Annotated in this window: 14 protein-coding genes and 1 pseudogene; 2 read left to right on the plus strand and 13 right to left on the minus strand. The window is 42.6% G+C overall.

The genetic code is table 11. From position 1 onward, the window contains the following. Positions 1-37: 37 nt before the first annotated feature. Complete coding sequence (locus DBR43_RS20555; RefSeq protein WP_074606233.1) at positions 38-1,126, minus strand: Glu/Leu/Phe/Val family dehydrogenase; 1,089 nt, start codon at positions 1,124-1,126, stop codon at positions 38-40. Positions 1,127-1,239: 113 nt separating this feature from the next. Here DBR43_RS20555 and DBR43_RS20560 point away from each other — a divergent pair, with 113 nt between their 5' ends. After that, the gene (locus DBR43_RS20560) at positions 1,240-3,042 is read left to right on the plus strand and encodes an ABC transporter ATP-binding protein (RefSeq protein WP_124584209.1); all 1,803 of its coding nucleotides are present in this window, start codon (positions 1,240-1,242) and stop codon (positions 3,040-3,042) included. A gap of 178 nt (positions 3,043-3,220) precedes the next feature. Next, positions 3,221-3,550, plus strand: coding sequence for a DUF3276 family protein (locus DBR43_RS20565; protein ID WP_069377834.1), 330 nt, complete (start codon positions 3,221-3,223; stop codon positions 3,548-3,550). Positions 3,551-3,662: 112 nt separating this feature from the next. Here DBR43_RS20565 and DBR43_RS20575 read toward each other — a convergent pair. From DBR43_RS20575 to DBR43_RS20630, 12 genes and pseudogenes are all read right to left on the minus strand, one after another. Further along, a pseudogene (locus DBR43_RS20575) lies at positions 3,663-4,799 on the minus strand (redoxin domain-containing protein). 9 nt (positions 4,800-4,808) lie between these two features. Then, positions 4,809-5,999, minus strand: coding sequence for a thioredoxin family protein (locus tag DBR43_RS20580; RefSeq protein ID WP_124584215.1), 1,191 nt, complete (start codon positions 5,997-5,999; stop codon positions 4,809-4,811). A gap of 114 nt (positions 6,000-6,113) precedes the next feature. Further along, on the minus strand, positions 6,114-7,559 hold the full coding sequence (locus DBR43_RS20585) for a RagB/SusD family nutrient uptake outer membrane protein (protein ID WP_124584217.1): 1,446 nt from the start codon (positions 7,557-7,559) through the stop codon (positions 6,114-6,116). 12 nt (positions 7,560-7,571) lie between these two features. Next, positions 7,572-11,045, minus strand: a complete 3,474-nt coding sequence (locus DBR43_RS20590; RefSeq protein WP_158622560.1) for a SusC/RagA family TonB-linked outer membrane protein — start codon at positions 11,043-11,045, stop codon at positions 7,572-7,574. A 387-nt stretch (positions 11,046-11,432) separates the two neighbouring features. Further along, positions 11,433-12,596 (minus strand): FecR family protein, encoded by a 1,164-nt coding sequence (locus DBR43_RS20595; protein WP_124584221.1) that lies wholly within the window; start codon positions 12,594-12,596, stop codon positions 11,433-11,435. Between the two features lie 103 nt (positions 12,597-12,699). Continuing rightward, on the minus strand, positions 12,700-13,278 hold the full coding sequence (locus DBR43_RS20600) for an RNA polymerase sigma factor (RefSeq protein ID WP_124584223.1): 579 nt from the start codon (positions 13,276-13,278) through the stop codon (positions 12,700-12,702). A gap of 104 nt (positions 13,279-13,382) precedes the next feature. Continuing rightward, positions 13,383-14,510 (minus strand): TlpA disulfide reductase family protein, encoded by a 1,128-nt coding sequence (locus tag DBR43_RS20605; protein ID WP_124584225.1) that lies wholly within the window; start codon positions 14,508-14,510, stop codon positions 13,383-13,385. Positions 14,511-14,551: 41 nt separating this feature from the next. Continuing rightward, positions 14,552-15,472 carry a hypothetical protein gene (locus DBR43_RS20610; RefSeq protein WP_124584227.1) on the minus strand — a complete coding sequence of 307 codons (921 nt, stop codon included), beginning with the start codon at positions 15,470-15,472 and terminating at the stop codon, positions 14,552-14,554. A gap of 22 nt (positions 15,473-15,494) precedes the next feature. Beyond that, positions 15,495-16,952, minus strand: coding sequence for a RagB/SusD family nutrient uptake outer membrane protein (locus tag DBR43_RS20615; protein ID WP_124584229.1), 1,458 nt, complete (start codon positions 16,950-16,952; stop codon positions 15,495-15,497). An 11-nt stretch (positions 16,953-16,963) separates the two neighbouring features. Beyond that, positions 16,964-20,473 carry a SusC/RagA family TonB-linked outer membrane protein gene (locus tag DBR43_RS20620; protein WP_158622561.1) on the minus strand — a complete coding sequence of 1,170 codons (3,510 nt, stop codon included), beginning with the start codon at positions 20,471-20,473 and terminating at the stop codon, positions 16,964-16,966. A gap of 205 nt (positions 20,474-20,678) precedes the next feature. After that, complete coding sequence (locus tag DBR43_RS20625) at positions 20,679-21,833, minus strand: FecR family protein (protein WP_124584233.1); 1,155 nt, start codon at positions 21,831-21,833, stop codon at positions 20,679-20,681. Between the two features lie 109 nt (positions 21,834-21,942). Further along, on the minus strand, positions 21,943-22,542 hold the full coding sequence (locus DBR43_RS20630; protein ID WP_124584235.1) for an RNA polymerase sigma-70 factor: 600 nt from the start codon (positions 22,540-22,542) through the stop codon (positions 21,943-21,945). Between the last annotated feature and the right edge of the window lie 107 nt (positions 22,543-22,649).

Raw genomic sequence — 22,649 nt, forward strand, 5'->3', positions numbered from 1 at the left:
AACGAGTGGTAAATTACCGGTTTATTAAAATTGTTTATTAAAATGATGATTTTATTTTTTTGATGTCGATGATTCTTTGTTCTGCAATGCGGTTCGCGGCCCATATTGTTGGGATGTTGTCTTTCTTAGACATTTTTATCACATCGCGCGTGGCATTGTAAATGTTTTCTGTAAGCTGTATCGTCCGTTTCTTTCCGAAACCGGTTAATTCTGAATAGCAACTGATCAATCCGCCTGCGTTGATCAGGTAATCTGGTGCAAATAAGATCCCTTTATCCAATAACAGTTTGCCATGTGTCTGCTCATCTGCCAATTGATTATTTGCAGAACCCGCGATAATCGCAAATTTCATTTTAGGAATGGTCTTGTCATTTACGGTAGCTCCCAAGGCACATGGTGCATAAATATCTGCATCAATTCCAAAGATTTTATCCGCAGCAATAGGTTTCGCTTTATAAGTACGTGCTACATGTTGTAAACGTTCTTCGTTGATGTCACTGATGTATACTTCTACATTCTCAGCCCTCAATAACTCTACCAGGTGCTCTCCTACATTTCCTATCCCCTGCACTACTACCGAGCGTCCTGCCAGCATATCTGTTCCAAACACCTCTTTTACGCAGGCTTTGATGCCAAGGAAAACGCCTTTTGCGGTATGTGGTGCCGGATTACCTGCCCCACCTAAAGATTCAGGAACTCCGGTAACATGACCTGTTTCCATACGGATATACTCCATATCTTTTGTGGTCGTACCCAAATCTTCTGCGGTAATGAACTCTCCGTTCAGGTTTTTGATGAACCTTCCGTAGCTGCGCATCATCGCTTCCGACTTTCCTTTTCTGGAATCCCCGATAATTACTGCTTTACCACCACCAATATTCAGGCCGGTAATCGCAGCTTTATAGGTCATTCCCCTCGATAATCTGAGTACATCTTCCAATGCTTCAGCCTCTGTAACGTAATTCCACATGCGTGTTCCGCCTAAAGCCGGACCAAGCGTGGTATCATGAATGGCTATAATTGCCTTCAAGCCAGTATCGGGATCATTGCAAAAAACAACCTTTTTATGCCCTGCGGCACTTAATTGGTCTAAAACTGAATTCACAAGAGAACTATTATCAGGCATATAATTTTGTTTATCAGATATGTCGCAAAACTAGCATAAAAAAAACATTATTTACACTGTTTTAACCAAAGTCTTAAAAAAAATTACCTTCATTTGGCTAACTTTACCAACTCATGAAACACCTTAGATTCTTAAACAAATACTTCTATAAATATAAATGGTGGATTATTCCGGGGGTATTTTTTGTAATCATCTCCAATATCTTTGGTGTAATCCCCGCTCAGGTCATTGGGCATGCTTTTAATCTAATTACAGAAAATATACAGATCTATGGTTTGTTCGAAGGTTTCGAACGCCGCAGCATCATCTATGATATCTTTAGTACCAGCCTGTTTTATTTCGGTTTATTGGTATTGGTACTTTATTTAATGAGGGGTCTTTTTCTGTTTTTCATGCGTCAGACCATTATTCTAATGTCAAGACATATAGAATATGACATGAAAAACGAGATCTATGCCCATTATCAGGAACTGAGCCTCGGTTTTTACCGGAGAAACAATACCGGCGATTTGATGAACCGTGCAACGGAGGATGTCAACAGGGTCCGCATGTATGTAGGTCCGGCCATCATGTATACCATCAATACGGCGGTACTGTTTGTACTGGTGATTTATGCCATGTTCTCGGTGAACAGTACACTCGCAATTTTCTCCTTACTTCCTTTACCCGTTCTGGTGGTCATCATTTATTTTGTCAACACCCTGATCAATAAAAGAAGTGAACAGATCCAGGAACAGCTTTCCAGACTGAGTAGCTTTGTTCAGGAAAGATTCTCCGGAATCCGTGTCATTAAGTCTTACGTAAGGGAAGGCCATACCAAAGATGTATTTGCCGCGGAAAGCCAGGGTTATAAAGACAATGCCATGGGGCTGGTTAAAGTCCAGGCTTTATTTTATCCGACCATGCTGCTGCTCGTTGGACTGAGCACCATCCTTACCGTTTATATTGGCGGGAAGCAGGTGATCGAAGGGTCAATCAGCGCGGGAAACATTGCCGAGTTTATTGTATATGTGAATCAGCTCACCTTCCCGGTATCGATGCTGGGATGGGTAACCACCCTCATCCAACGCGCTTCCGCTTCTCAGAAAAGGATCAATGAATTTCTGCAGCTGCAGCCCGACATTGTTTCAGGCAGCAGTGAAACTGTTCCGTTAAACGGAAACATCAGTTTTGAAAACGTTAGCTTTACCTATCCGGACACCGGAATCCAGGCTTTAAAAGACATTAGCTTTGAGATCGAGCAAGGTCAGTTTGTGGCCATCATCGGGCGTACAGGCTCCGGAAAATCAACACTTGCCAACCTGCTGATGCGCATGTATGATGTGGATCAGGGGAAAATAAAAATGGATGGCACAGCCATTGCCCAGCTGAACCTGCAGCATTACCGCAGTCAGTTTGGTTTCGTGCCTCAGGAGGTTTTCCTCTTCTCTGATACGATCCGAAATAACATCGCCTTCGGACTGGACCAGGTAACAGAGGAAGAAGTGACAGATGCCGCTAAAAACGCCGCTGTATATCAAAACATCATCAATTTCGACCTTAAATTTGAAACCATGCTTGGGGAAAGAGGAATCACCCTTTCCGGCGGACAAAAACAACGTGTGTCTATCGCCCGTGCCTTAATTAAGGAACCTAAGGTCCTGATCTTCGACGATTGTCTTTCCGCAGTAGATACCCGCACAGAAGAAGAGATTCTGAATAACCTTGGAAGAGTGATGAAAGGAAAAACTAGTATTCTCATTGCCCACCGGATTTCAACGATTAAAAATGCGAACAAAATTCTTGTTTTAGACGATGGCAGGATCATTGAACAAGGTACACATGCTGATTTACTCCAATTGGGAGGCGCTTATGCTGAAATGTATCAAAATCAATTACTGGAAGAGGAAAGTTCTGGTGATTCTCCGCTTGCATAAGGACTAAAAAAAATGAAAACATGCATTTTAGAGGTCTAAGTACCACAAAAAGCAATAAAATAACGATAAATTAACAATTTTGCACTGAGGAAAGGCATTCCGTGTAATTTTCTATTTTGAAGTTTAATAATTATTGCTTTATATTTACCCGAACCAAAAACCAAGATCAATACCAACCATGGGAGAATTTGACAACAAAGAGAGAGAAGAGGTTTTTTCGAAGAAAGTAAGGGCCGGTAAAAGAACGTACTTTTTCGACGTAAAAGCAACAAGATCAGGAGACTATTACCTAACTTTAACTGAGAGTAAAAAAAGACTGGAAGACGGTGTTTTTGTAAAGCATAAAATCTTCCTATATAAAGAAGACTTTGAGAAATTTGCAGAAGGATTAAATGAGACTGTTGACTATATTAAAAGCCACCAGGATGTTGTAGAAAAACGCTACGAGTATTCTGAGAACCACGAAGGCGCAGGAAACAAGAATCACAATGATGATTTTTCTTTCTAACATATAAAGAAAGGACAATGCCCCTCATGAAACAGGGGCTTTTTTATGCCCTAAAAAAAACGGCCATATTAAATATATGACCGTTTTGATTTGCTAAGTTACCCAGGGGAAATTATTTCAGCAATTCTTCCAGTTTATCATGTAGTGCTTTACCACGAAGATCTTTCGCTACAATGATGCCATTGGCATCCACCAACACAGAATGAGGAATCCCCCTGATGGCATATAACTTCACCATTGGGCTTTCCCAGTACTTTAAATCTGAGATCTGATACCAGGTCAGTTGATCAGCAGCAATCGCTTTTTTCCATGCGGCAGCTCCTTCTGTTTTATCCAGTGAAACCCCCAAAATATTCAGTCCTTTCTCATGAAATTTAGCATAAGCCGCAACGACATTCGGGTTCTCCTATCTGCATGGCCCACACCAGGAAGCCCAGAAATCAATCAGGGTATACTTTCCTTTTTTAACCACCTCATTTAAGGAAAGTGTTGTTCCTTCAGGGGTTAATGCACTAAAATCAGGTGCCTTAATTCCTACAGCCACCCTGGAAAGATCAGCCAGGCGTTCTTTCAGCTTAATTCCATAAGTACTTGCCTTTACCGCTTTGGAAAGTCCGTTATAAACAGATTCCGTAACTGAAGGTTCAATATCTCCGTTAAAAATCAGATAAGGGGTATAGTAAGACTGGGGATTTTTAAGGATAAAATCATTCGTCAGCTTTGCCTGTTCTCCTTCCAGCTCGTCGAATTGTTTGCTGATATTTTTAACCAGCGCTTCGTTTTTTGCGGTACTTGCATCACGGTATTCCTTATTCAGACTTCTGATCTTCGCTGTTGTTGGCGCCATCATCGCTGTAAACCTTTGGTAATCCTCATGAGCCGGAGAACCTGAAAGCGTGACTTTGGAAAGGTCTTCAGCATCCCCTTTCAGGACCATTGAAGAATTGTCTAAAAAGGCATTGTACCTGATGCGCTTATTTTCGACCCTTAAACTGTAAAAATCAGCCCCGTTTTTCACTTGTCCTTTCAGTTCAAATCTGTTGTTTTTTACAATTTGAAAAACAGTATCCATTTTACGCTGGTCGATGCTATGAATCAGCATCACTTTATCACCGTCTTTTAAGCCGGTCAATTCCCCTTTAATGGTAAAACCCTTGGTATTTTGTGCATGGACTCCAGCAATACCAACCAATGAAACTATGGTTAAGGAAAGCATGGAGACTTTTAATGTCTTTTTCATCTGTTGCATTTTATCAGCTTATAATGATTCAATCTTATCCAATAATTCCTGAGACAGCTTCTGAATTTTGGAAGTCTCCGCATCCGCAAGCAATCTTGATTTTTTCGCTGCTTTTAATCCCTCCTCTTTCTTTTTCAGAGAGAGACATACTTTAGCAAACGTACTTTGAATGGAATATTCCTCAGGTGCCAGTTCTACGGATCGCTTTGCCAACAGGTAGGCCTGCGCTAAAATCTCAGGATTTGAAGCAGCTTTATAGTCTGCTCTTCTGGCCAGAAAGCTCAGTTTTTCAGCCTCCGACTTTAAAACTCCTTTCAATGCAGCATCGGTCACCTTTTTATAATCGGCGGTTCTATTTTGTTCCAGATAAAAATCAGCTTCCAGCATCGCCCCTTGTATTCTACGGTCTGCTTTATCAGAAGTATTGAAAAAAGCCAGTTTCTTCATGAAGGCAGCTTCATCTTTGGCATAAATATAACCGTACATACTGCTGCTGATCAGTCGGTCTGTCAGTTCTTCTCTTTCGGCTATTGTACTCCAGGCAGTATACCTTCCTGGATTTGCCATGAAGTAAGCACCCAGACGATCCGTTTCTGATCTGGCCAGTGTCTTTACCGCTTTCCATCCCAATGCGGAGTTCAATTCCTGTTCTGTAATTTTTGTCACAATGTCTTTCCCGATTTGATCCGCAGTTCCACGTTCTGATTTTTGTAAAGTCAGGTAATAATCCAGAACAAAGGGGATATCCCGTTGTCCGGATTCATATTTCTTTTTCATAGAGGAGAAATTTTTACCTGGATCTGAGGCCATTTTCCCTTCCTCCAAAAATTCGGCAACGGGCATCCTGGAAGCCGTTCTATGGATCACTTCCCCTTTATCATTTACAAACAGGAAAGTCGGAAAAGAGCGCACATTGTATTTTTTCGCCAGCGCAATCCCCTCCCCTTTTTCCATATCAATTTTAGCATTGATAAAATTCTTATTGAAGAAAGCCCCTACAGTTGGGTCTACAAAGACATTCTGATCCATCCATTTACAAGGCCCACACCAGGAGGTATAGCAATCTATGAAGATCAGTTTATTTTCGGCAGCAGCCTTTTCCGTAGTTTCCTTCCAGTTTGAAGTCTGGTTAAATTTAATGCCTTCCTGTGCTTTTATGCTTCCGCCAATTAGCAGAAACAGGAACATGGTTATATTTTTTATGGTCATGTGTTCTTTTATAATATATAATAGGATTAAGAACCCGCATCAGCTTAGGCCTGTTTACAAGGCGGCAACTGATTGCAGGTTCCTTTATTTTATGGATTTGATCCAGCTGAGGATTTAACGATCGTACACCGGTATCGAAGGATTAAACTCCAGGACATTTGGTGGCAAGGGAAGGATATACCGCTTATCATTTGCCGGTAAAGTATACGTTTCTGTTCCGTTTTTATGGGTCACTGTTTTTGCGAAACGGGGATCTTTATTCAATCTTTTCAAATCGATCAGACGTGTACTTCCCTGCAAAGGAATTTCTCTTCTTCTTTCTTCAAGTGCCATGCGCAATGCCTCATCTTTAGTTGCTGCCATCAATGGCTGATTACCAGCGATACGCATATCCCTCAATTTGTTCAAATGCTGCAAAGCGAGATCTTTACTTCCGACCCTCGCCTCGCATTCTGCTGCGATGAGGTAAAGCTCCGGTGTGCCGAATCCATAGTTAAACTCTATATAAGCTGCCCAAAGCTTTCTCCCCGGAAAAACAGTAATTGCCCCGCCAAAATTAGCTTGTCCATCACAGAAGAGAAGTTTTAAACGCTGATCTGTAGCATTTGCCGGCAGATCCTTTTGATAAACATCCAATAAATCGGCACTGGCGTACAGTTCCGTAAATACATGTCCATTACTGGAAGAACCAAAGCGGCTCCAGATACTTTCTTTACTTTCATTTGGGCGAGGGAAGACCACCGTCTGATCTGCAATGGAGCAAACCCTTCCCCAGGTTCCCTTTTTATTTGTATAAGTGCGGTAATCAATCAGATTGCTATTTAATTTCAAGGCCTCATTTGCATTCTGCAAGGCTTCTGCATATTTTCCCATATACAGGTACATCCGGCTTAAAAAGGCATAACCAACACTTTTTGTCGGGTGGAAATTATTAGGAACCTTCAGTGCTAAATGAGGAAGTGCTTCATCCAGATCCTTCCGTATCTGACTGTAAACCTCTTCTACCGTACCTCTCTTATACTTCGCGTTGATATCTTCCGTCAACACCAGCGGGACTCCCAGATCCGTTCCTGCAGTGGCAGGATCGTAATGTGCAGCATAAGCATTGACAATGGTCAGGTATTCGAATGCTCGGCCAATTTGTGCTTCCGCTTTAAGCTGCATCCGGTCGGCCATTGTTCTGTCTTTTACATTTTCTATGTTATTGATAATGGTATTGTAAACAAAGATATGCTCATAGGCAGCTTCATAAAACCGGTCTGACTGCCCGGATTCAAAAACACGCCCGGGTTTAAACTCATATAAATTTCGTTTAAAGAGGTCATAACCTAGATAATCAGCAGATTTATTAGGGTCTTTTACTTCCCCGGATTGTGCATCATCGGTTAAGTAAACGGGATACGATGAAGAAACGCCATATAGTGCAGAATTATTTAATAACCTTTCGTAATCGTCATAAAACTCCGGGATCGTATACCCTTTAGGTTTTATATCCAGGTATTTTTTACATCCTGATAGGGCAACTATAGTGATGAATAAAATGGTGAATATCTTTTTCATAATGGTTTAGAATTAAAAATTAGCAGAAAGACCAAAGGTGTAAGTTGGCGGAAGCAGTATTCCTCTGGTAGGAGGAGAAAGCGGACTAAACGCAGAAGAATTGGTCGTTCCCAGCCATACTTCCGGATCCAGATTCTGTTTATTTGCCGACCAGCGCCATGCATTTTGTACCTGAAGGCTAAGCCTTAAACGCTGCACATGGTTTCTTTTCAAGAATTCATTCGCCAGGTTATAGCTCAAAGTGATGTCACGCAATTTGATGTAATCCGCCCGTTGAATTCCCTGATTTCCCGCTTCCCATATATTGGTGATAACAGAACTTGCGGCCGAAGCAAAGCCCGGTGCTATTCCCGGAATCGACTCGTCACCAGTTTTTTTCCAATAATTCAACGCACTCCTATCCATATTAGTGGTATAGTTTAACTCCGCATATTTGGTTAAATAAGGGGAGTAGACATCACGCATCACATGACCTCCGTAATAGATGAACATAAAGAACAGGTCAAAATTCTTATAACTCATGCTGTTGGACAAAGAAACCGCATAAGGAGGAGTCGCAGTCCCTTCATGAATCAAATCTGATACTGTTAGCTGATCAGTACTTTTAACTTCCTTTCCTTCTTTGGTTAAAGCAATCGGCTTTCCTTTATCATCCAGTCCTTTATAGCGAATGCTATAAATTGAATTCATCGGGACCCCTACTCTATTCTGCCCCCTGTCAAGATAAGAATAGACGCTTTTCCCTTCATTTTCCAGTTTGGTCAGTACATTTTTATTGTAATTGAAATTCAATGTAGTATTCCACTTAAAATCATTTGTCGTTAAATTTGTACTGGTTAACGAGATATCTGTTCCACGGTTTCTCATGCTTCCATAATTCAGCATCACAGAACTCCAGCCGATCGTAGGATCGGTAGTCTGAAAGCCCAAAAGATCACTCGTAGATTTATTATAAAACTCAACAGATCCGGAGAAACGGTTCTTAAGGAGGCTAAAATCAAAGGCAAGATTGGTTACATTCGTCTTTTCCCAACGCAGACCAGAATTTGGCGGACTTTGAACATAAGCCTGTGACTCATTCGTATTGGAATTAGGTCCTCCATCCTTGGTAATCATATAAGGACCATTCAATTTGGAGATGTTACCATTGATACCATAGGTACCCCGAACAATAAGACGGTCGAGCCAGTCGTTCTGATTTTCAGAAATCACATACATTAAACCTGCAGACCACAACGGTTTGTATTGGTATTTAGGATCTGTACCGAACAAATTTGACTGATCCATACGAATACTGGCGCTTGCAGTGATCTTATTGTCGTACGTATAAGAACCATTCCCGTAGAAAGAGACAAACCTGTTTTCTGTAGAACTGAATCCTTTCTCAAGTCTGGTTAATTGAAAACGATCATTGATAGACTCTGTGCCCAGTGTAGCTACCGCAAGTGCAGCTTCGTTGATCAATTTATAGCTCAGGTTATAATCATCGTATCCATATTTGTAGATGTTTGTCCCTGTGCTCAGAATCTTACGTTGCTCTGCACCAGCAATCATTTCCAGACGGTGTTTGCCAAATAACTTACTGAAATTAACCTGTGCCCTCAAAGTATGGGAGTTTTTATCACCGCGGATTTCACTCAGCTGTCCGCCAACAGGAATCAGATTCGTAACCGTTCCATCAGGTTTGATCAGCGTCGCATCATTGATCTGTGTTTTTACATTGTAGGCGTTTTTTGTATAATATTGCTTGAAATAATCATCGGTTCTTTCCTTTTGATAAAGCAGATTCAGTGACAGCCCATCTATGATTTTGATATTCGTTCCTATATTGATGTTCAGGTAATTGCTCTCATTATTTAAATGCTTGGTATTCATTTCATTTACAGGAGCAAAATTTTCGTCTTGTAAACGCAAACCATTCAGGCGGTTTATTTCAAACTGTGATTTGGAATTCAGCCAGTTTACCGGATTGCCCTGTGCATCTCTCAACATAAAATAAGAAGCTTTACCAGTATTCAACATCCCCGTTCCACTGATCCCATTGTCATAATCCTCATTCTGTTTGCTGCCCAGTACGCCAATATTCAATTTCAACCATTTGGTCAGATTGAGGGTATTGTTGAAATTGAATCCAATACGATTATTGCTTTGTACGCGATCATAGGGATTAGATCCCATATAATTACCACTAAAATTATAGGTATAAAAATCTGAACCTCCGGATAAGGAAAGGTTATGTTGCTGATCTATCGCAGTCTTACGGATAAACTCACTGACCACCTGGTCATAGCGATCATTGTTCCGGTAAACATCCAAAGCAGTCTGCAGCTCCGCTTCGGTCATGTGTCCTTCCCGCTGTTCGTAGAATAATTTATACACATCATTCATTGCCTTGCGCGGGTCTATCGCCGAATAAGAACCAGAGCGGTAATTGAACATTTCCCTTTGAAAATCTACCAGCTCGGCACTGCTCATTTTGTTGGCATAACCGCGGTCAGGAAGCGGGGTAAACTTGACCGTCCCGTCATAGCTGATCTTTAAAGGACCTTTCTTTCCTCTTTTGGTATTAATCACAATGACCCCGTTTGCAGATCTCGCACCATAAATAGAAGCCGCAGTCGCGTCTTTCAAAATAGTAACACTTTCCACATCAGCAGGGTTTATCGATTGTGGATCACCCTCAAAAGGCGCACCATCGAGCACATATAACGGCGCTGTTTCTCCACTGATGGTGGAGATTCCACGAATCTGTGTTTTCCGTACGCCACCAACTTTGTAACTGGTTAATCCCGCAGACATGCCCTCTATACGGTCCATGATATTGCCCTGTAATTTACCACTCAGGTCTTTATCCGCATTAATTACGCTGAAAGAGCCAGCCGCACGTTCTTTTGGAATGTCCTGGTAGCCGGTAGAAACCACGGATATCTCCGACAATAAAGCAGAATTAATTTCCAATGTGATCGTCATCGGGTTTTCCTGGTTTGCAGGCACCTCTTTTGATTTATATCCGATATAGGAAACCACCAGGATCGCTTTGTCGTCTACCGCATGGAGTTCAAATGCGCCATCCGAATTGGTGATCGCCGTCTTTTTGGTGTTCTTGACCTGCACGGTCGCACCCGGTAAAGGCCCTCCTTTTTCATCAAGCACCTTCCCTTTCAGCTCAATAAAACTGATGTAATTTTTCATCTGATCCAATACAGAGAAATCCTTTTTCTTGATTACGACCGTATTTTCAATGATCTTAAAGCTGAGGTCCTGCCCCTGAAAACAAGCCTCCAGCGCCTGCTCCAGTTTAACGTTCTCGAGATTCAGGTTTACTTTTTTTGCAGCTTTAATCAAATCACTATTGTACAGAAAAGTGAATTTTGTCTGTTTTCTGATCGATAATAATACCCGCTGCAGACTGGCATTATTTTCATGCAGTGTCACACGCTGCCCAAAGGTGCTGGCCGCAGCCTGCAGCAACGATATGGCGATCATTATTGCTATCAAATTAATCCGCATAATAATTTGTCTTCTCGTTAAGGATTTGAGAGCCGAAATCCAGATATCAATGACATGAAATGGTTTAAAATATGGCGTAAGGCGTGGCCTGTCCATACTTGTTGAAGTATTAATAAAATACATACATTTGTAAGGTTGGGTTAAATAAGTAAGGTCTATTGCTACGTGTTTTTCATCCCGATTTATCGGAACAAATGGAAGAAATGGTTAGCCCAACATTGATCCTGGTATCAACAGGATTCCGACCGGGGAAGTGCTTCAACACTTTCCCGGTTATTTATAGGCCAACATTTCAAGCTTCCTACTCTTTGGCTGGTAAATTTCTATTCATCTTTTTTTAGTTTATGGTTTATGATCTGTTGATTAAAGCGATACCACAATTTTATTTCTGGTATTGGTTTGCTTTTCTATTTTAAATTTTACGTTCAGGTACCTCAGCATCTCCAGGAAAGCGGCAGCATTGACGCTTCTTGGCACCTCTCCTGTAAATAAGGTTGGCGGAATGTTGCCATCGTAAACGACGTCTACATTGTACCACCTGGAAGCCTGGCGCATCACGCTCTTTAAATCGGTATCGTTAAAAAGGAACAAGCCGTTTTTCCAGCTCATCACTTCTTCTGTGTTGACTTTGAGCACAGACAACCTGTCTTTCAGCACGGCCTGCTCTCCGGGTTTAAGCAACACGCCCTCTTTTACCTTTGCAGGTTCAGAGACTTTCACGCGGCCTTCCAGTAAGGTGGTCCTTACCGCTGGTTCATCGGTATAGGCATTGACGTTAAAATGTGTGCCCAGCACTTCGACTTCCTGTTTGTCTGTCATGACGATGAAAGGAACACGCTCCTGTTTTCCTTTTTCTTCTTTTAGCTGTTTGGCGACTTCAAAATAAGCCTCTCCTTTTAGTTCTACTTTACGCTCATTGAGGTGGTCAAAGGTCAGCGGGAACCTCAGGGAAGATCCTGAGTTTAACCAGACGTTGGTGCCATCCGGCAAGACAACCTGGTATTGCCCACCGTATGGTGTAGTGATGGTATTGTAGGAATTGGGTTTATTTACATTTGAAAGGTGATAAACCAACCGGCCATCCTTGGATTTGGAAATGTTTACTCCAGACTGACTGGCAAGGGATCCGTTCTTCGCGTCCGACAAGGAAATCTCCGTTCCATTGTCAAGTGTCAGGATCGCCCGGTTTCCACCAGGCACTATTGTTTTGGCAACGACCAGCTGTTCTGCATCGCTGTTTGCGGGTGTTTTCGATAAATAAAAAATGATTCCTGCAGAGAGACTAAGCAACAAAACTGCAGCAGCGGCCAGCTTTGGCCATAAAGAAATCCGGCGGGGACCTTCTTCCGGCAGCTCTAACCTTTCCCAAACCTCATCCAGATCATGACTCCGGTCCTCCATGCTTAAATCTTCATTTAAACTGGCTGTCCTGCTCAGATGCCAGCTTTCTAACAGCGCCTGCTCTTCTTCAGTACAATTACCGGATAGGTACCTGTCTAATAGTTCTTTTGCATCTGGTTTTTTCATAATCAGAAAGGGCCATGGTTGCCCTTATAAAACAACAGACAGGTAAGTTGGCCGGAGGGGGTAAATAAAAATGAAAAAAAATTTAGGGAGGCCGCTCTTAGACTTAATAATGAGAAATTAAAAACAGGAACACCATCAAACCCAGCTTGATTCTCAATATTTTCAAAGCATGTTGTACGTGTTTCCTTACCGTTTGCTCAGAAAGATCCAGCTGTTCTGCAATTTCCTTGTGGCTCAACTGGGATTTTCTGCTGAGCTCAAAAACTTCCCTCATCTTAGGAGGTAAAGCAGAGATTTCCTTTTCGATCAGGACCGTCATTTGTTTTTCCCTGACCAAATGATCCGTCACACAAGCTCCTTCATCGATAAAAGCCTGCAGAGAACTCAAGTATTGGGAAGCGATCTTCCGATGGGAAATCGCATTGAAGACACGGTTTCGAATCGCAGCATACAGATAAGCAGATAGATTTTCCGGGAAAGACAAGCTTTCACGTTTGGTCCATAAAGTGGTAAAAAGCTCATGAACAATGTCCTTCGCTTCCTCACGATCCTGCATCCACTTATACGCATGGATGTGCAACAGCCATATATACCTGTTGTAAATTTCTGTATAGGCTTTTCTATCCCCCGACTTTAATAACCCGGCCAGTTCGTTGTCCGATATCGCCTGATAATTAAGCATTTTTGTAATCTCCCCAGGGCGAATATAGTAATTATAGGCTTATTCAAAAAAGAACTCCCATACCGGATAACCAATATGGGAGTTCTTTGTCATGCTGTTATGGCTTATTTCATCAACTCTTCCAGCTTTTTATGCAGTTCCTCTCCTCTAAGGTTGGCGGCAACAATTTTTCCCGCAGGGTCAATCAGGTAATTCTGTGGAATCCCCTTTACACCATATAGTTTTGATGCCGCGTTGTTCCAGCCTTGAAGGTCACTCAACTGAGTCCAGGTCAGTCCATCTGTTTTAATCGCATTTAACCAGTTGTCCTTCTTTCCCGGCTGATCCAGAGAAACACCAAGAACGGTAAAGTTCTTCTCTTTATACTTGTTATAGGCAGCCACTACATTTGGATTTTCCGCACGACAAGGTCCGCACCATGATGCCCAGAAATCCAGCAACACATACTTTCCACGGAACTCAGAAAGCTTAACCGGCTTATCGTTCACATCATTCTGCGTGAAATCAGGCGCAAGCGCACCCACTGCAGTAGACTTCGCAATCTCGATTTGTTTAGCAAAATCTAATCCGGCCTTACTTTCTCTCAGACGCTTGGTTAGCGCTAAAAACTTAGGCTCTACTTTAGCCACCTCCATATCATACTCCGAAGATTCCTTTAAAGCCACCAGACTAAAATAAGAATCCGGATGCTGCACGATAAAACCTTCCTGAATTTTCAACTTTTCGTCCGCCGCCGGCTTATGTCTGCTTTGCAAGCTCTTTACAAATTCTTCTTTTTGCTTTTGTTCATTGCTCGCCGCCGCCCATTCTGCATTCAGTCCGTTAATGATCTTTTCAGGCGCTGCAACTGCTTTTAAATATACTGCGTGCTCGGCATTGATCGGAGATCCCGTGATCAGCGCATTTTTTACGGAATCTTTGGCTTTTAAAGCAATCTCTCCTTTATCCAGGTAAAATGACAGGACATCCGGATTTTTTGAAGCTACATTTGTTCCCGAATGATCAAAAGTAATTTTAGCAGAGGTGGGCCCGGAAACCTGCCCTTTGAAGTTAAAAGCGCCGTTTTTAAGGACAGCGGAATCCTTAACCATGGCCCCATCCTGACGATAGCTCAGGTAAGCTTTTGAACCAGCAGCGGCCTTTGCTACTGCTCCTTTTAAATTAAATGCGGCATTTTGCGCATTGGCCAATACCGGAACGGCACATATTAGTGTTAAAACTAACTTTTTCATTTTGTTGATTGATTTGGTTGAATTATTAATTATTAATTTTCTTACTTGTAAGCGTCGAACCGCTCCCTATAGGTATTGCCCATCGCCTGAATGTCCCAGCCCTCCGACAGAAGATAGGTGACAAAGGCTTCATACTTTTTAGCCCTGGCCGGACTATTATCAAGGTATTTTCTTTTGATGTTTTCTTTTGATTCCAATGCCAGCAACCTCAGCCAGGAAGAGAAATCGTTCTCAAAAGAACTGGAGCCTGAAGCTTCAATAAATCCTCCTGTCATGGCCAGCAACTCATATGCGGCATCTCTCTTTTCAACGTCTTTATCTTTATCATACTCTTTTCTGATCTTATCCACAGCAGCACCACTATCATAGGCCTTTCCTGCATCTGCAAATGCTTTTACCGGTTCGGGAATGCGCAACGTAATCATCGAAGAGAGTTGTGCCCATATGGCATTGCTCAACACAGAATCCTGATAATAATGTCGCTCGGGATTCAGCACAGGCAAAGCATTGGTCATTTGATTTGGCCAGCAGATCACAAGCCTGCTCCTGCCTATCTTTTTGATATTCTCCGCAAAATATCCCCTTCCATAGCTTTTCACAAAGAATAATTCGAGTGGAAAAAATGTTTTTGCATATTTCGGATTCACACCAGACATCAATGCCTTCGTGTAAAGAATGGCGCTCTGTCGTTCCTGATCGGCGATTTTTTCCACGCCAAAGCGATTGTATGGATCGTTATCAAGAATCGCATTCGTCACTTCTTTCCAATCCTTAAAGTCCATCCGCATCCAGACATTATAACTCTGGTACAATTCCTTCACCGCAGGATCTGCATCCGCCGCAGGCGAAAAGGCATTTTCAAATTTTAAATCTTCCGTAGAATTGAGCACTTCTTCCTTTTTGCAGGACCACAGCAACACTGCCAGACTAAAGGCTATAAAGTATCTGTTTTTTAAGTTCATGTCTTTTAAATTTAGGCTAAGCTTATCTCTTGTTTAATGGCATTTCCGGGCTATTGATTTGTTCCGATAAAGGGATCTGAAGGACATAGCGGGGATCTTTCTCTTTTAAAGTATATACCTGTCCGTTTTTATAACTATGCGTTATAGAAGGCTTGCCCAATCTCCTCAGGTCAAACCACCTCAACCCTCCTTCAAATGCCATTTCAATCCTACGCTCTTCATAAATGCGTTTTAGAAGCTGGTTCTTATCTGCAAAGTCGGCCAATTTCAAGGGTACAAACTCCTCTTTCTTAATCCTGTTGACCAACAGATGATTCAAATCTGTAACCGCCAGTTCCAAACGGCCCAATTTGGCATAAGCTTCAGCACGCATCACATAGGCCTCACTCACTTTGAGTCCGATATGATAACTGCCGTTTTCCTGCTTGGCAAACATGTTATAAATGGTAGGCCCCGTCTGAATGCCATCCGCAGTGCTCAGGTCAGCAAAAGAATCGAAAATAAACCTTCTGTAATCCTTAACACCGTTCCGACGACATAAGTCTAACAGCTCAACGGATGGCTTACTGGCGGCCCTGTCATGGTAAAAAATATTGTTATTTGCTTTTCCGGCCATAAAGAACAAGATCTCGTTCTTATAATCAGAATCAATCATTCCATAATTATTTGTAAAAGCTTCGCTTTCCCGATCCTTCCCATCAATATGTGCCTGGGTCTCATTCATATTAAATAAGCCCCTGGTATTCATCACAACAGTTGATGCGGCAATGGCACCTTCATGATCTCCCATGAAAAGATTTACCCTCGCCTTGAACAATTGAAGCGAATTGTAATTGAAGCGAAACTTACTTTTCAGTGGTTTCCCCATCAGCAGTGCCGAGGCCTGATCAATGTCCGTCTGTATCTGAGCCCATACTTTCTCAATGGATGCCCTGACATTATTTTGTGTGTTTTGATGGATGTCGACAGCTGTTAAGGGCATAGGTACCCCCGGCTCTGCCAACGTTTCCGGCGCATAAACATCCGCATATAAGTTTACGAGATAGAAATAACTGAAGGCCCTCAATGCATATGCCTCTCCTTTTACCGTTTCAAAAAGCACCTTTTCCGAAGAAGAAGGAATGCGTTTGGAAAATTCATCCAACACCGTATTTGCATAGTACACGGATTTGTACAACTGCCCCCAATAAGGATCATCAGCCACTCCTGCCAACTGATGAGTTGATGCCCAGACAAACCAGGGTTCATCAGCGCGGTTCAGCGTATTACTTGTTTGCAGGTTGACAAAAGCATTATCCGTCATGAGTTCTGTTTTAAAATAGAAATCCTGCTTCGGGTATCCTCCAAGTAATACAGATTCATAGTCGGCAATCGTTACCGGCATCATGCTGTTGACCGGCTTGATGTCGAGCATTTTCTGGCAGCCGGAAGACAACAGAACCAGCATACCTATAAAATTCAAATAAAATATCTTTTTCATAATTTCAAGCTTTAAAACTGTACAGATAAAGAAACAGAGTAAGAACGGGGTAGCGGCAGGAAGGTATTTCCAAAGGAGACATTTGCACTTCGGGTATCATTGTAATTCATCAGCGAGCCGGTAGATTCCGGATCCTGCCCCTTTAGCGCCTTATTTTTCCATACATGAAGGTTATTTCCCTGAAGCATCAAACGGATGTTCTGAATTCCTTTTGCCCGCAGTGCAGGGGTAAAAAGGTCATAACTCAGCGAGAGGTTTTGCAAACGGACGAAATCTCCCTTTACGGTTCTCAAATCACTGTTGTCATACATATTTCCGTTATATGGACTTGTTCCGGTTACGGCAAGGTCCCATGGATCAGACTCCAGCTTTGGAACATTGGTATGCAGTTCATCCCCCGGTTGTCTCCATCTTTGCGCCCATTCTTTTGACATGTTCTGCGTGGCATCAGGAAAACCCAATGCATATCCCTGAGAAAGATTGCGCAAACGGATCACATTCCCGAAATTCCCAATCAATAAGGCAGAAAGGGTAAATTTCTTATAAGAAAAAGTATTGGTTAAACCACCCTGAATCATGGGCATGGTGGTCCCGGAATAGGTCAGTCCATCGACCTTGTTCATCCCATATAATACCTTTTCTCCTTCTTTAGTGGTATAGAATGATGCCCTTCCATCGGCATTAAGGCCTGCATAACGATACGACCAAAGTCCATTTATAGGTTTCCCCACTACTGCTGAAGCCGCAAAATCGGTCCGTTGTGCGCTGGTCAGACTGCCTACCGTTGGTACGGAATAGACTTCCAGCACTTTGTTTTCATTGTAACCCAGGTTCACATTGGTAGACCATCGGAAATCTTTTCCATCGATATTAATGGAATTTAAAGACAACTCAAAGCCCTTATTCCTCATCGAAGCCCAATTCACCTGTATAGAGTTGAATCCCGAAACCTGTGACACCTGCTTGGTTCCTAAAAGATCAGTCCCCCTTTTGTTGTAATATTCAATGGTACCACTCAATCTGCGCTTCCACAAACCAAACTCCAAAGCCAGGTTAGTGGTATAGTTCATCTCCCATTTCAGGTTTGGATTTTTAGGGGCAGAAATCACAAGGTAGCCCTCTTTATTGATCACATCCGTAGCCCCTATCCTGGCCACCAAATCAGAATAAGCCTGTGAGGCCACATTCCCCTGACTACCATAAGAACCTTTTAAGGTCAGATAGGTGAGCCAATCCTGATCCTTTAGGAAATTCTCTTCCTTCATCTGATAGTTTAATCCCAATGCCCATAATGGCTGAAAAAGCTTATTTGTCTTTATCCCAAAACGGTTTGATCCGTCCGTACGGGCATTCAAACTCATCGTATACCGGTTTTTATAGGTATAGCCGGCTACACCGAAATAGGATACCGCGGCAGTCTCGTTCAGGTTCTCTGTCCAATATGGAATCCCCATGGTCTCCATGAGTTCAAATTGAGGAACCTGCTGGTGCCCCCGGTTGTGTACATATCCATAGATATCTGTACTCACCTCTTTATATTTAGAGGTCCTGATCTCCTGACCAGCCATCACATCAAAGCGATGGTCGTAGCCGATCACCGGCATAAAGGAAAGCTGATTTCTAAAAGTCAGGGAGTTGTTGTTGTTTGACCTGTCCTGTCTGAAACCTCCGTCAAACCATATCGGAACGCCAATATAATCGACCGTTTTAAACATGTCTCTTTTTCTTGCGCGGACAAAATAGCTGTCCTCGGTAGCAATATCCTCATCTACGGTATTCTGCTTCGAAAAAGAGAACAAACTGGTAAAAATCAAATCGGGGATTAATCTCCATTCGAGGTCTACTGTCCCCCGCATCCCGAAGTTTTTGGAGGTTCTCCAGCCTTGCTCCCTGTTTTCCAGGAAATTGTATTTAAGACTGTTATAGTACAAGTGGTTATATCCACCATTTTCATCAAATACATTTTGTGCCGGAGTGGTATATATTGCCCATTCGTAAGGATTTTCACGGGAATCGGTGGCAAAGAAACTATTGTTTTCTCTTGCATTGATGTCCAGCATTCCTCCGATCCGGATGTTGTCCCTTAATTTGGTATACACTTTAACCGATCCGGTATACGTTTTCTGTCCGACTTTTTTTGCGGTAGCCTGGTCGTCCATCATGCTGCCCGACAAATAAAAAGTGGTTTGTTCCGTTCCCCCGGAAAAGTTCAGACTGTGTTTATGGGTAAAAGCATTCCTGAATAAATGTTTAAACCAATCTGTATTTACGGTTTCCAGCTGTTTTACTTTATCATCAAATTGCCCCCAGGTCAGCTTCCTATCGTGTACATCTATAAAATAGCGTTCAAAATCAGATACCGTTCCATATTCACCTGGTTTGGTCGTACTCGTGTTCAGGATCCCTCTGGAAATCATTTCCAGGTTTACATTGGTCCGCTCTTTGGAGTTCATCATATAGGCATCAGACATCTGAGGGCGCATGTTCACAGAAAGGTGACTGGAATAACTAATCCTGGTCTTCCCGGAAACTCCTTTTTTAGAGGTGATGACAATTACGCCGTTTGCCGCTTTTGTTCCATAAATGGCGGTTGCTGCGGCATCCTTTAACACATTGATCGACTCGATATCGTCCACATTGATCCCCCCGATTCCGGAAGCAATCAGGTTTCTGTTGTTCATAATGTCATCTACCGATACATTCAGGGGATCGTCCAGAATAATTCCATCGACCACCCAAAGTGGCTGAACATTACCGCTGATGGTAGAAGTCCCGCGGATCCTGATCTGAGGGATGGCTCCCGGTGCGCCTGAAGTACTCACAATCGTTAATCCGGGAACCTGTCCCTGTAACAGTTTATCGATATTGGGTTGATTGATGCTTTTCAAGACATTCATATCCACGGTCGTAATGGAGGAAGTCAGCCTGCGTCTTTCGATTTTCTGATACCCGCTCACCACCACTTCAGAAAGGTCAGACATATCTGCTTTGAGCTTAATCAGGAGCTGATTTCTGCCTTTCAAAGGTTCTTCTTTACTGATATAACCGACACATGAAAAGAGCAGCACAGCCTCTCCGTTTGGAACAGTGATGGCAAAAGCGCCGGACTGATCTGTGGCCACGCCTAGCTTACTGTCTTTGAGGCGAACGCTGATCCCGGGTAAAGGAAGGCCATTTTCATCGGTCACCTTTCCCTTTACTTCAATGAACAATGGTTTTTGAACCTCTGGTTTCCGTTGTACGACGACCGTATTCTGCTGGATAACATAGGTGATGGGCTGATCCTCAAAACAGACCTCCAATGCCTCTTTTAACGATACATTTTTCAGTTTAACATTTATTTTTTTTACGCCTTCCAGCGTTTGGGCGGTATATACAAAGTTGTAACCACTTTGGATCCGCAGTTCTTTAAAGATTTTATCCAGAGAAGCGTTTTGCTCAGAGATGGTAATGTTCTGGGCAACACTTTTTGCGGCGATCTGGAAGAAAATGGTCGTCATTAGAAGGATGGTTAACTTCATGATTCGCAGTATTTTATTTTGGGCATAAGCAGGCCGCTTAGACCTCAGGAGATCGTAAATATTCATTACATTTGGGTGGTTTGGTTTGTTGATTGATTGTTTTCTGCAAAATATCGGGTAAGCCAGGCCAGTGTCAGACCACGATGGCAGTCGGGTCTGGCATGTTTATTTGAACCAGGAAGCTTACCGTAGGTGTAAAGTAGATTTATGGCATAACTATAATTTTCCTCCCTTCGATTTTAAAGTGTACTGTTCTTGTTAATTCTAAAATATTCAATACTTCAGATACCTCTTTAAATCGTGATACCGTCCCTATAAAAGTATTATCAGTTGTTTTTCCTTGATAAACGATCTCCAGATTATACCACCTGGAAATTTTCCGCATGATGCTGCGGAGGTCCTCGTTTGCAAACATGAAATAGCCGTTTTTCCAGGCCACCGCTTCTTCTGTGTCTGCCGGAACCACATGAAAATGGTCATAGGCAAAGATGGATTGCTGGTTCGGTTTCAAAGTCAGTCTGTTGTTCAGCCGGATACTGCCCTCCAGTAAAGTTGTTACGATGCTTTCCTCATCGGGATAAGCGTTGACATTAAAGTGTGTCCCCAGTACCTCTATGATTTGTTCCCGGCCTTCCTGGTCCGGGCGGACGGCAGTGATGACCTTAAATGGCTGATGCTTGTTCTTTGCGACTTCAAAGTAGGCTTCGCCGCTCAGCTCTACAGTACGGCTCTTCTGATCCGTAAAAGTCAGGGGAAACTTGAGAGCAGAAGCGGCGTTCAGCCATACTTTGGTGCCATCTGGCAAATTGACCTGATACTGGCCGCCCCTGGGAGTGGTAATGGTATTGCTCGCTTCAGAGGGAGATCCGGAAGCACTGGCATCATAAACCAATTGCCCATCGGCCGTCTTTGTAATTTTAATTCCGGATTGTTTTGTCAAGGCCCCGTTTTCCGCATCGGTCAGGGAAATTTCAGAACCATCAGACAAAGTAAGAATTGCCTTATTTCCGCCAGGGAGAATCCTGGAAGCATGCTGCGAAGGATAAATTGCTTTTCCCGCCTCCCTGAAACCAGGGTAAAAATACCAGCCAAAGGCGATTAAAACCATGGCCGCAGCAAGCCACCTGAAAACAGGCTGGAATTTCAGAGTTGGCGGGGATAGTTTTTCTACGATCTGCTGGTCAATCTGACCAAACAAACGCTGACTAAATACCGCACGCTCCCCTTCTTCCATCCGGGCTACATACCCCTCTTCCTGCTCAAATGAATCGTACCATTGATCCAATTCTTCTGCCTCTGCTGTAGTCGCCAGATCTTTTTCATATTTTTCTATAAGATCCAGCAGTTTCTGATACTCCATAATTAATTCCCTAAGACCCCCCGTTCCTATAAGAGTCACCCGGACCTGAAAAATCCGCTACTCCCTTCTGGAACTATTTTATAAGAAATTGATTACCAGCTTAATAATTTTAAGATTGGAGGAGATAAAATGTAATGAGCAGTTCCAGTTTATAATCACCAAAATGCTCGTTCATGATTTTCATCGCTTTGCTGATGTGTTTCTCCACCGTGCTGACCGAAATTCCCAGTCTAAGAGCAATGGCTTTATTGGACAGTTTTTCAAATCTGCTCAACATAAAAACCTCCCTGCACTTTTCGGGCAGTGCTGCCGTACTTTCTTTTATTTTTTGTGACAACTCCTTAGCCTGTAAGGTATGATGAGGAGTAATATCTTCGAAATGAAGCTCCTGCTTCATCTTCGTTTCAAAATTGTACTGAACCTGTTGTGTTCTGATATAGTTTAAGACTTTATATTTTACGGCCGTCTTCAGGTATCCGGCAAGTGAAATCTTTATTTCCACAGACTTTCTTTTCAGAAAAAGGCTTACAAAAATATCTTGCGTGATTTCTTCGGCCGCTTCAATGGATTTTAATCTACGATAAGCAGTATCCACCAGCAGTTGCCAGTAGCGATGATAAATCTCTTCAAAAGCGACACGATTATCTTCATTCTGGATTAATTCCAGAAGTATCTCGTCTGTAAAGGTAGCTGATCGATAAGGATACATGATTTCCCTCAATGATAAAAAAAAAATACCAAGCTACCAATAATCGCAGGGAGCGCTGCGATTATTGGTAGCTGTCATTGAGCATGTTCCATTAAGATGGAAAAGGG

This window comes from Pedobacter sp. KBW06 (assembly GCF_003852525.1).
GTDB lineage: Bacteria > Bacteroidota > Bacteroidia > Sphingobacteriales > Sphingobacteriaceae > Pedobacter.

Excerpts from the sequence above, each read along its gene's own strand:
- DBR43_RS20620 (WP_158622561.1), bottom strand. The coding sequence starts at position 20,473 with ATGAAGTTAACCATCCTTCTAATGACGACCATTTTCTTCCAGATCGCC.
- DBR43_RS20615 (WP_124584229.1), bottom strand. The coding sequence starts at position 16,952 with ATGAAAAAGATATTTTATTTGAATTTTATAGGTATGCTGGTTCTGTTG.
- DBR43_RS20605 (WP_124584225.1), bottom strand. The coding sequence starts at position 14,510 with ATGAAAAAGTTAGTTTTAACACTAATATGTGCCGTTCCGGTATTGGCC.
- DBR43_RS20595 (WP_124584221.1), bottom strand. The coding sequence starts at position 12,596 with ATGAAAAAACCAGATGCAAAAGAACTATTAGACAGGTACCTATCCGGT.
- DBR43_RS20600 (WP_124584223.1), bottom strand. The coding sequence starts at position 13,278 with ATGCTTAATTATCAGGCGATATCGGACAACGAACTGGCCGGGTTATTA.
- DBR43_RS20565 (WP_069377834.1), top strand. The coding sequence starts at position 3,221 with ATGGGAGAATTTGACAACAAAGAGAGAGAAGAGGTTTTTTCGAAGAAA.
- DBR43_RS20630 (WP_124584235.1), bottom strand. The coding sequence starts at position 22,542 with ATGTATCCTTATCGATCAGCTACCTTTACAGACGAGATACTTCTGGAA.
- DBR43_RS20580 (WP_124584215.1), bottom strand. The coding sequence starts at position 5,999 with ATGACCATAAAAAATATAACCATGTTCCTGTTTCTGCTAATTGGCGGA.
- DBR43_RS20585 (WP_124584217.1), bottom strand. The coding sequence starts at position 7,559 with ATGAAAAAGATATTCACCATTTTATTCATCACTATAGTTGCCCTATCA.
- DBR43_RS20560 (WP_124584209.1), top strand. The coding sequence starts at position 1,240 with ATGAAACACCTTAGATTCTTAAACAAATACTTCTATAAATATAAATGG.
- DBR43_RS20555 (WP_074606233.1), bottom strand. The coding sequence starts at position 1,126 with ATGCCTGATAATAGTTCTCTTGTGAATTCAGTTTTAGACCAATTAAGT.
- DBR43_RS20625 (WP_124584233.1), bottom strand. The coding sequence starts at position 21,833 with ATGGAGTATCAGAAACTGCTGGATCTTATAGAAAAATATGAAAAAGAT.
- DBR43_RS20610 (WP_124584227.1), bottom strand. The coding sequence starts at position 15,472 with ATGAACTTAAAAAACAGATACTTTATAGCCTTTAGTCTGGCAGTGTTG.
- DBR43_RS20590 (WP_158622560.1), bottom strand. The coding sequence starts at position 11,045 with ATGATCGCCATATCGTTGCTGCAGGCTGCGGCCAGCACCTTTGGGCAG.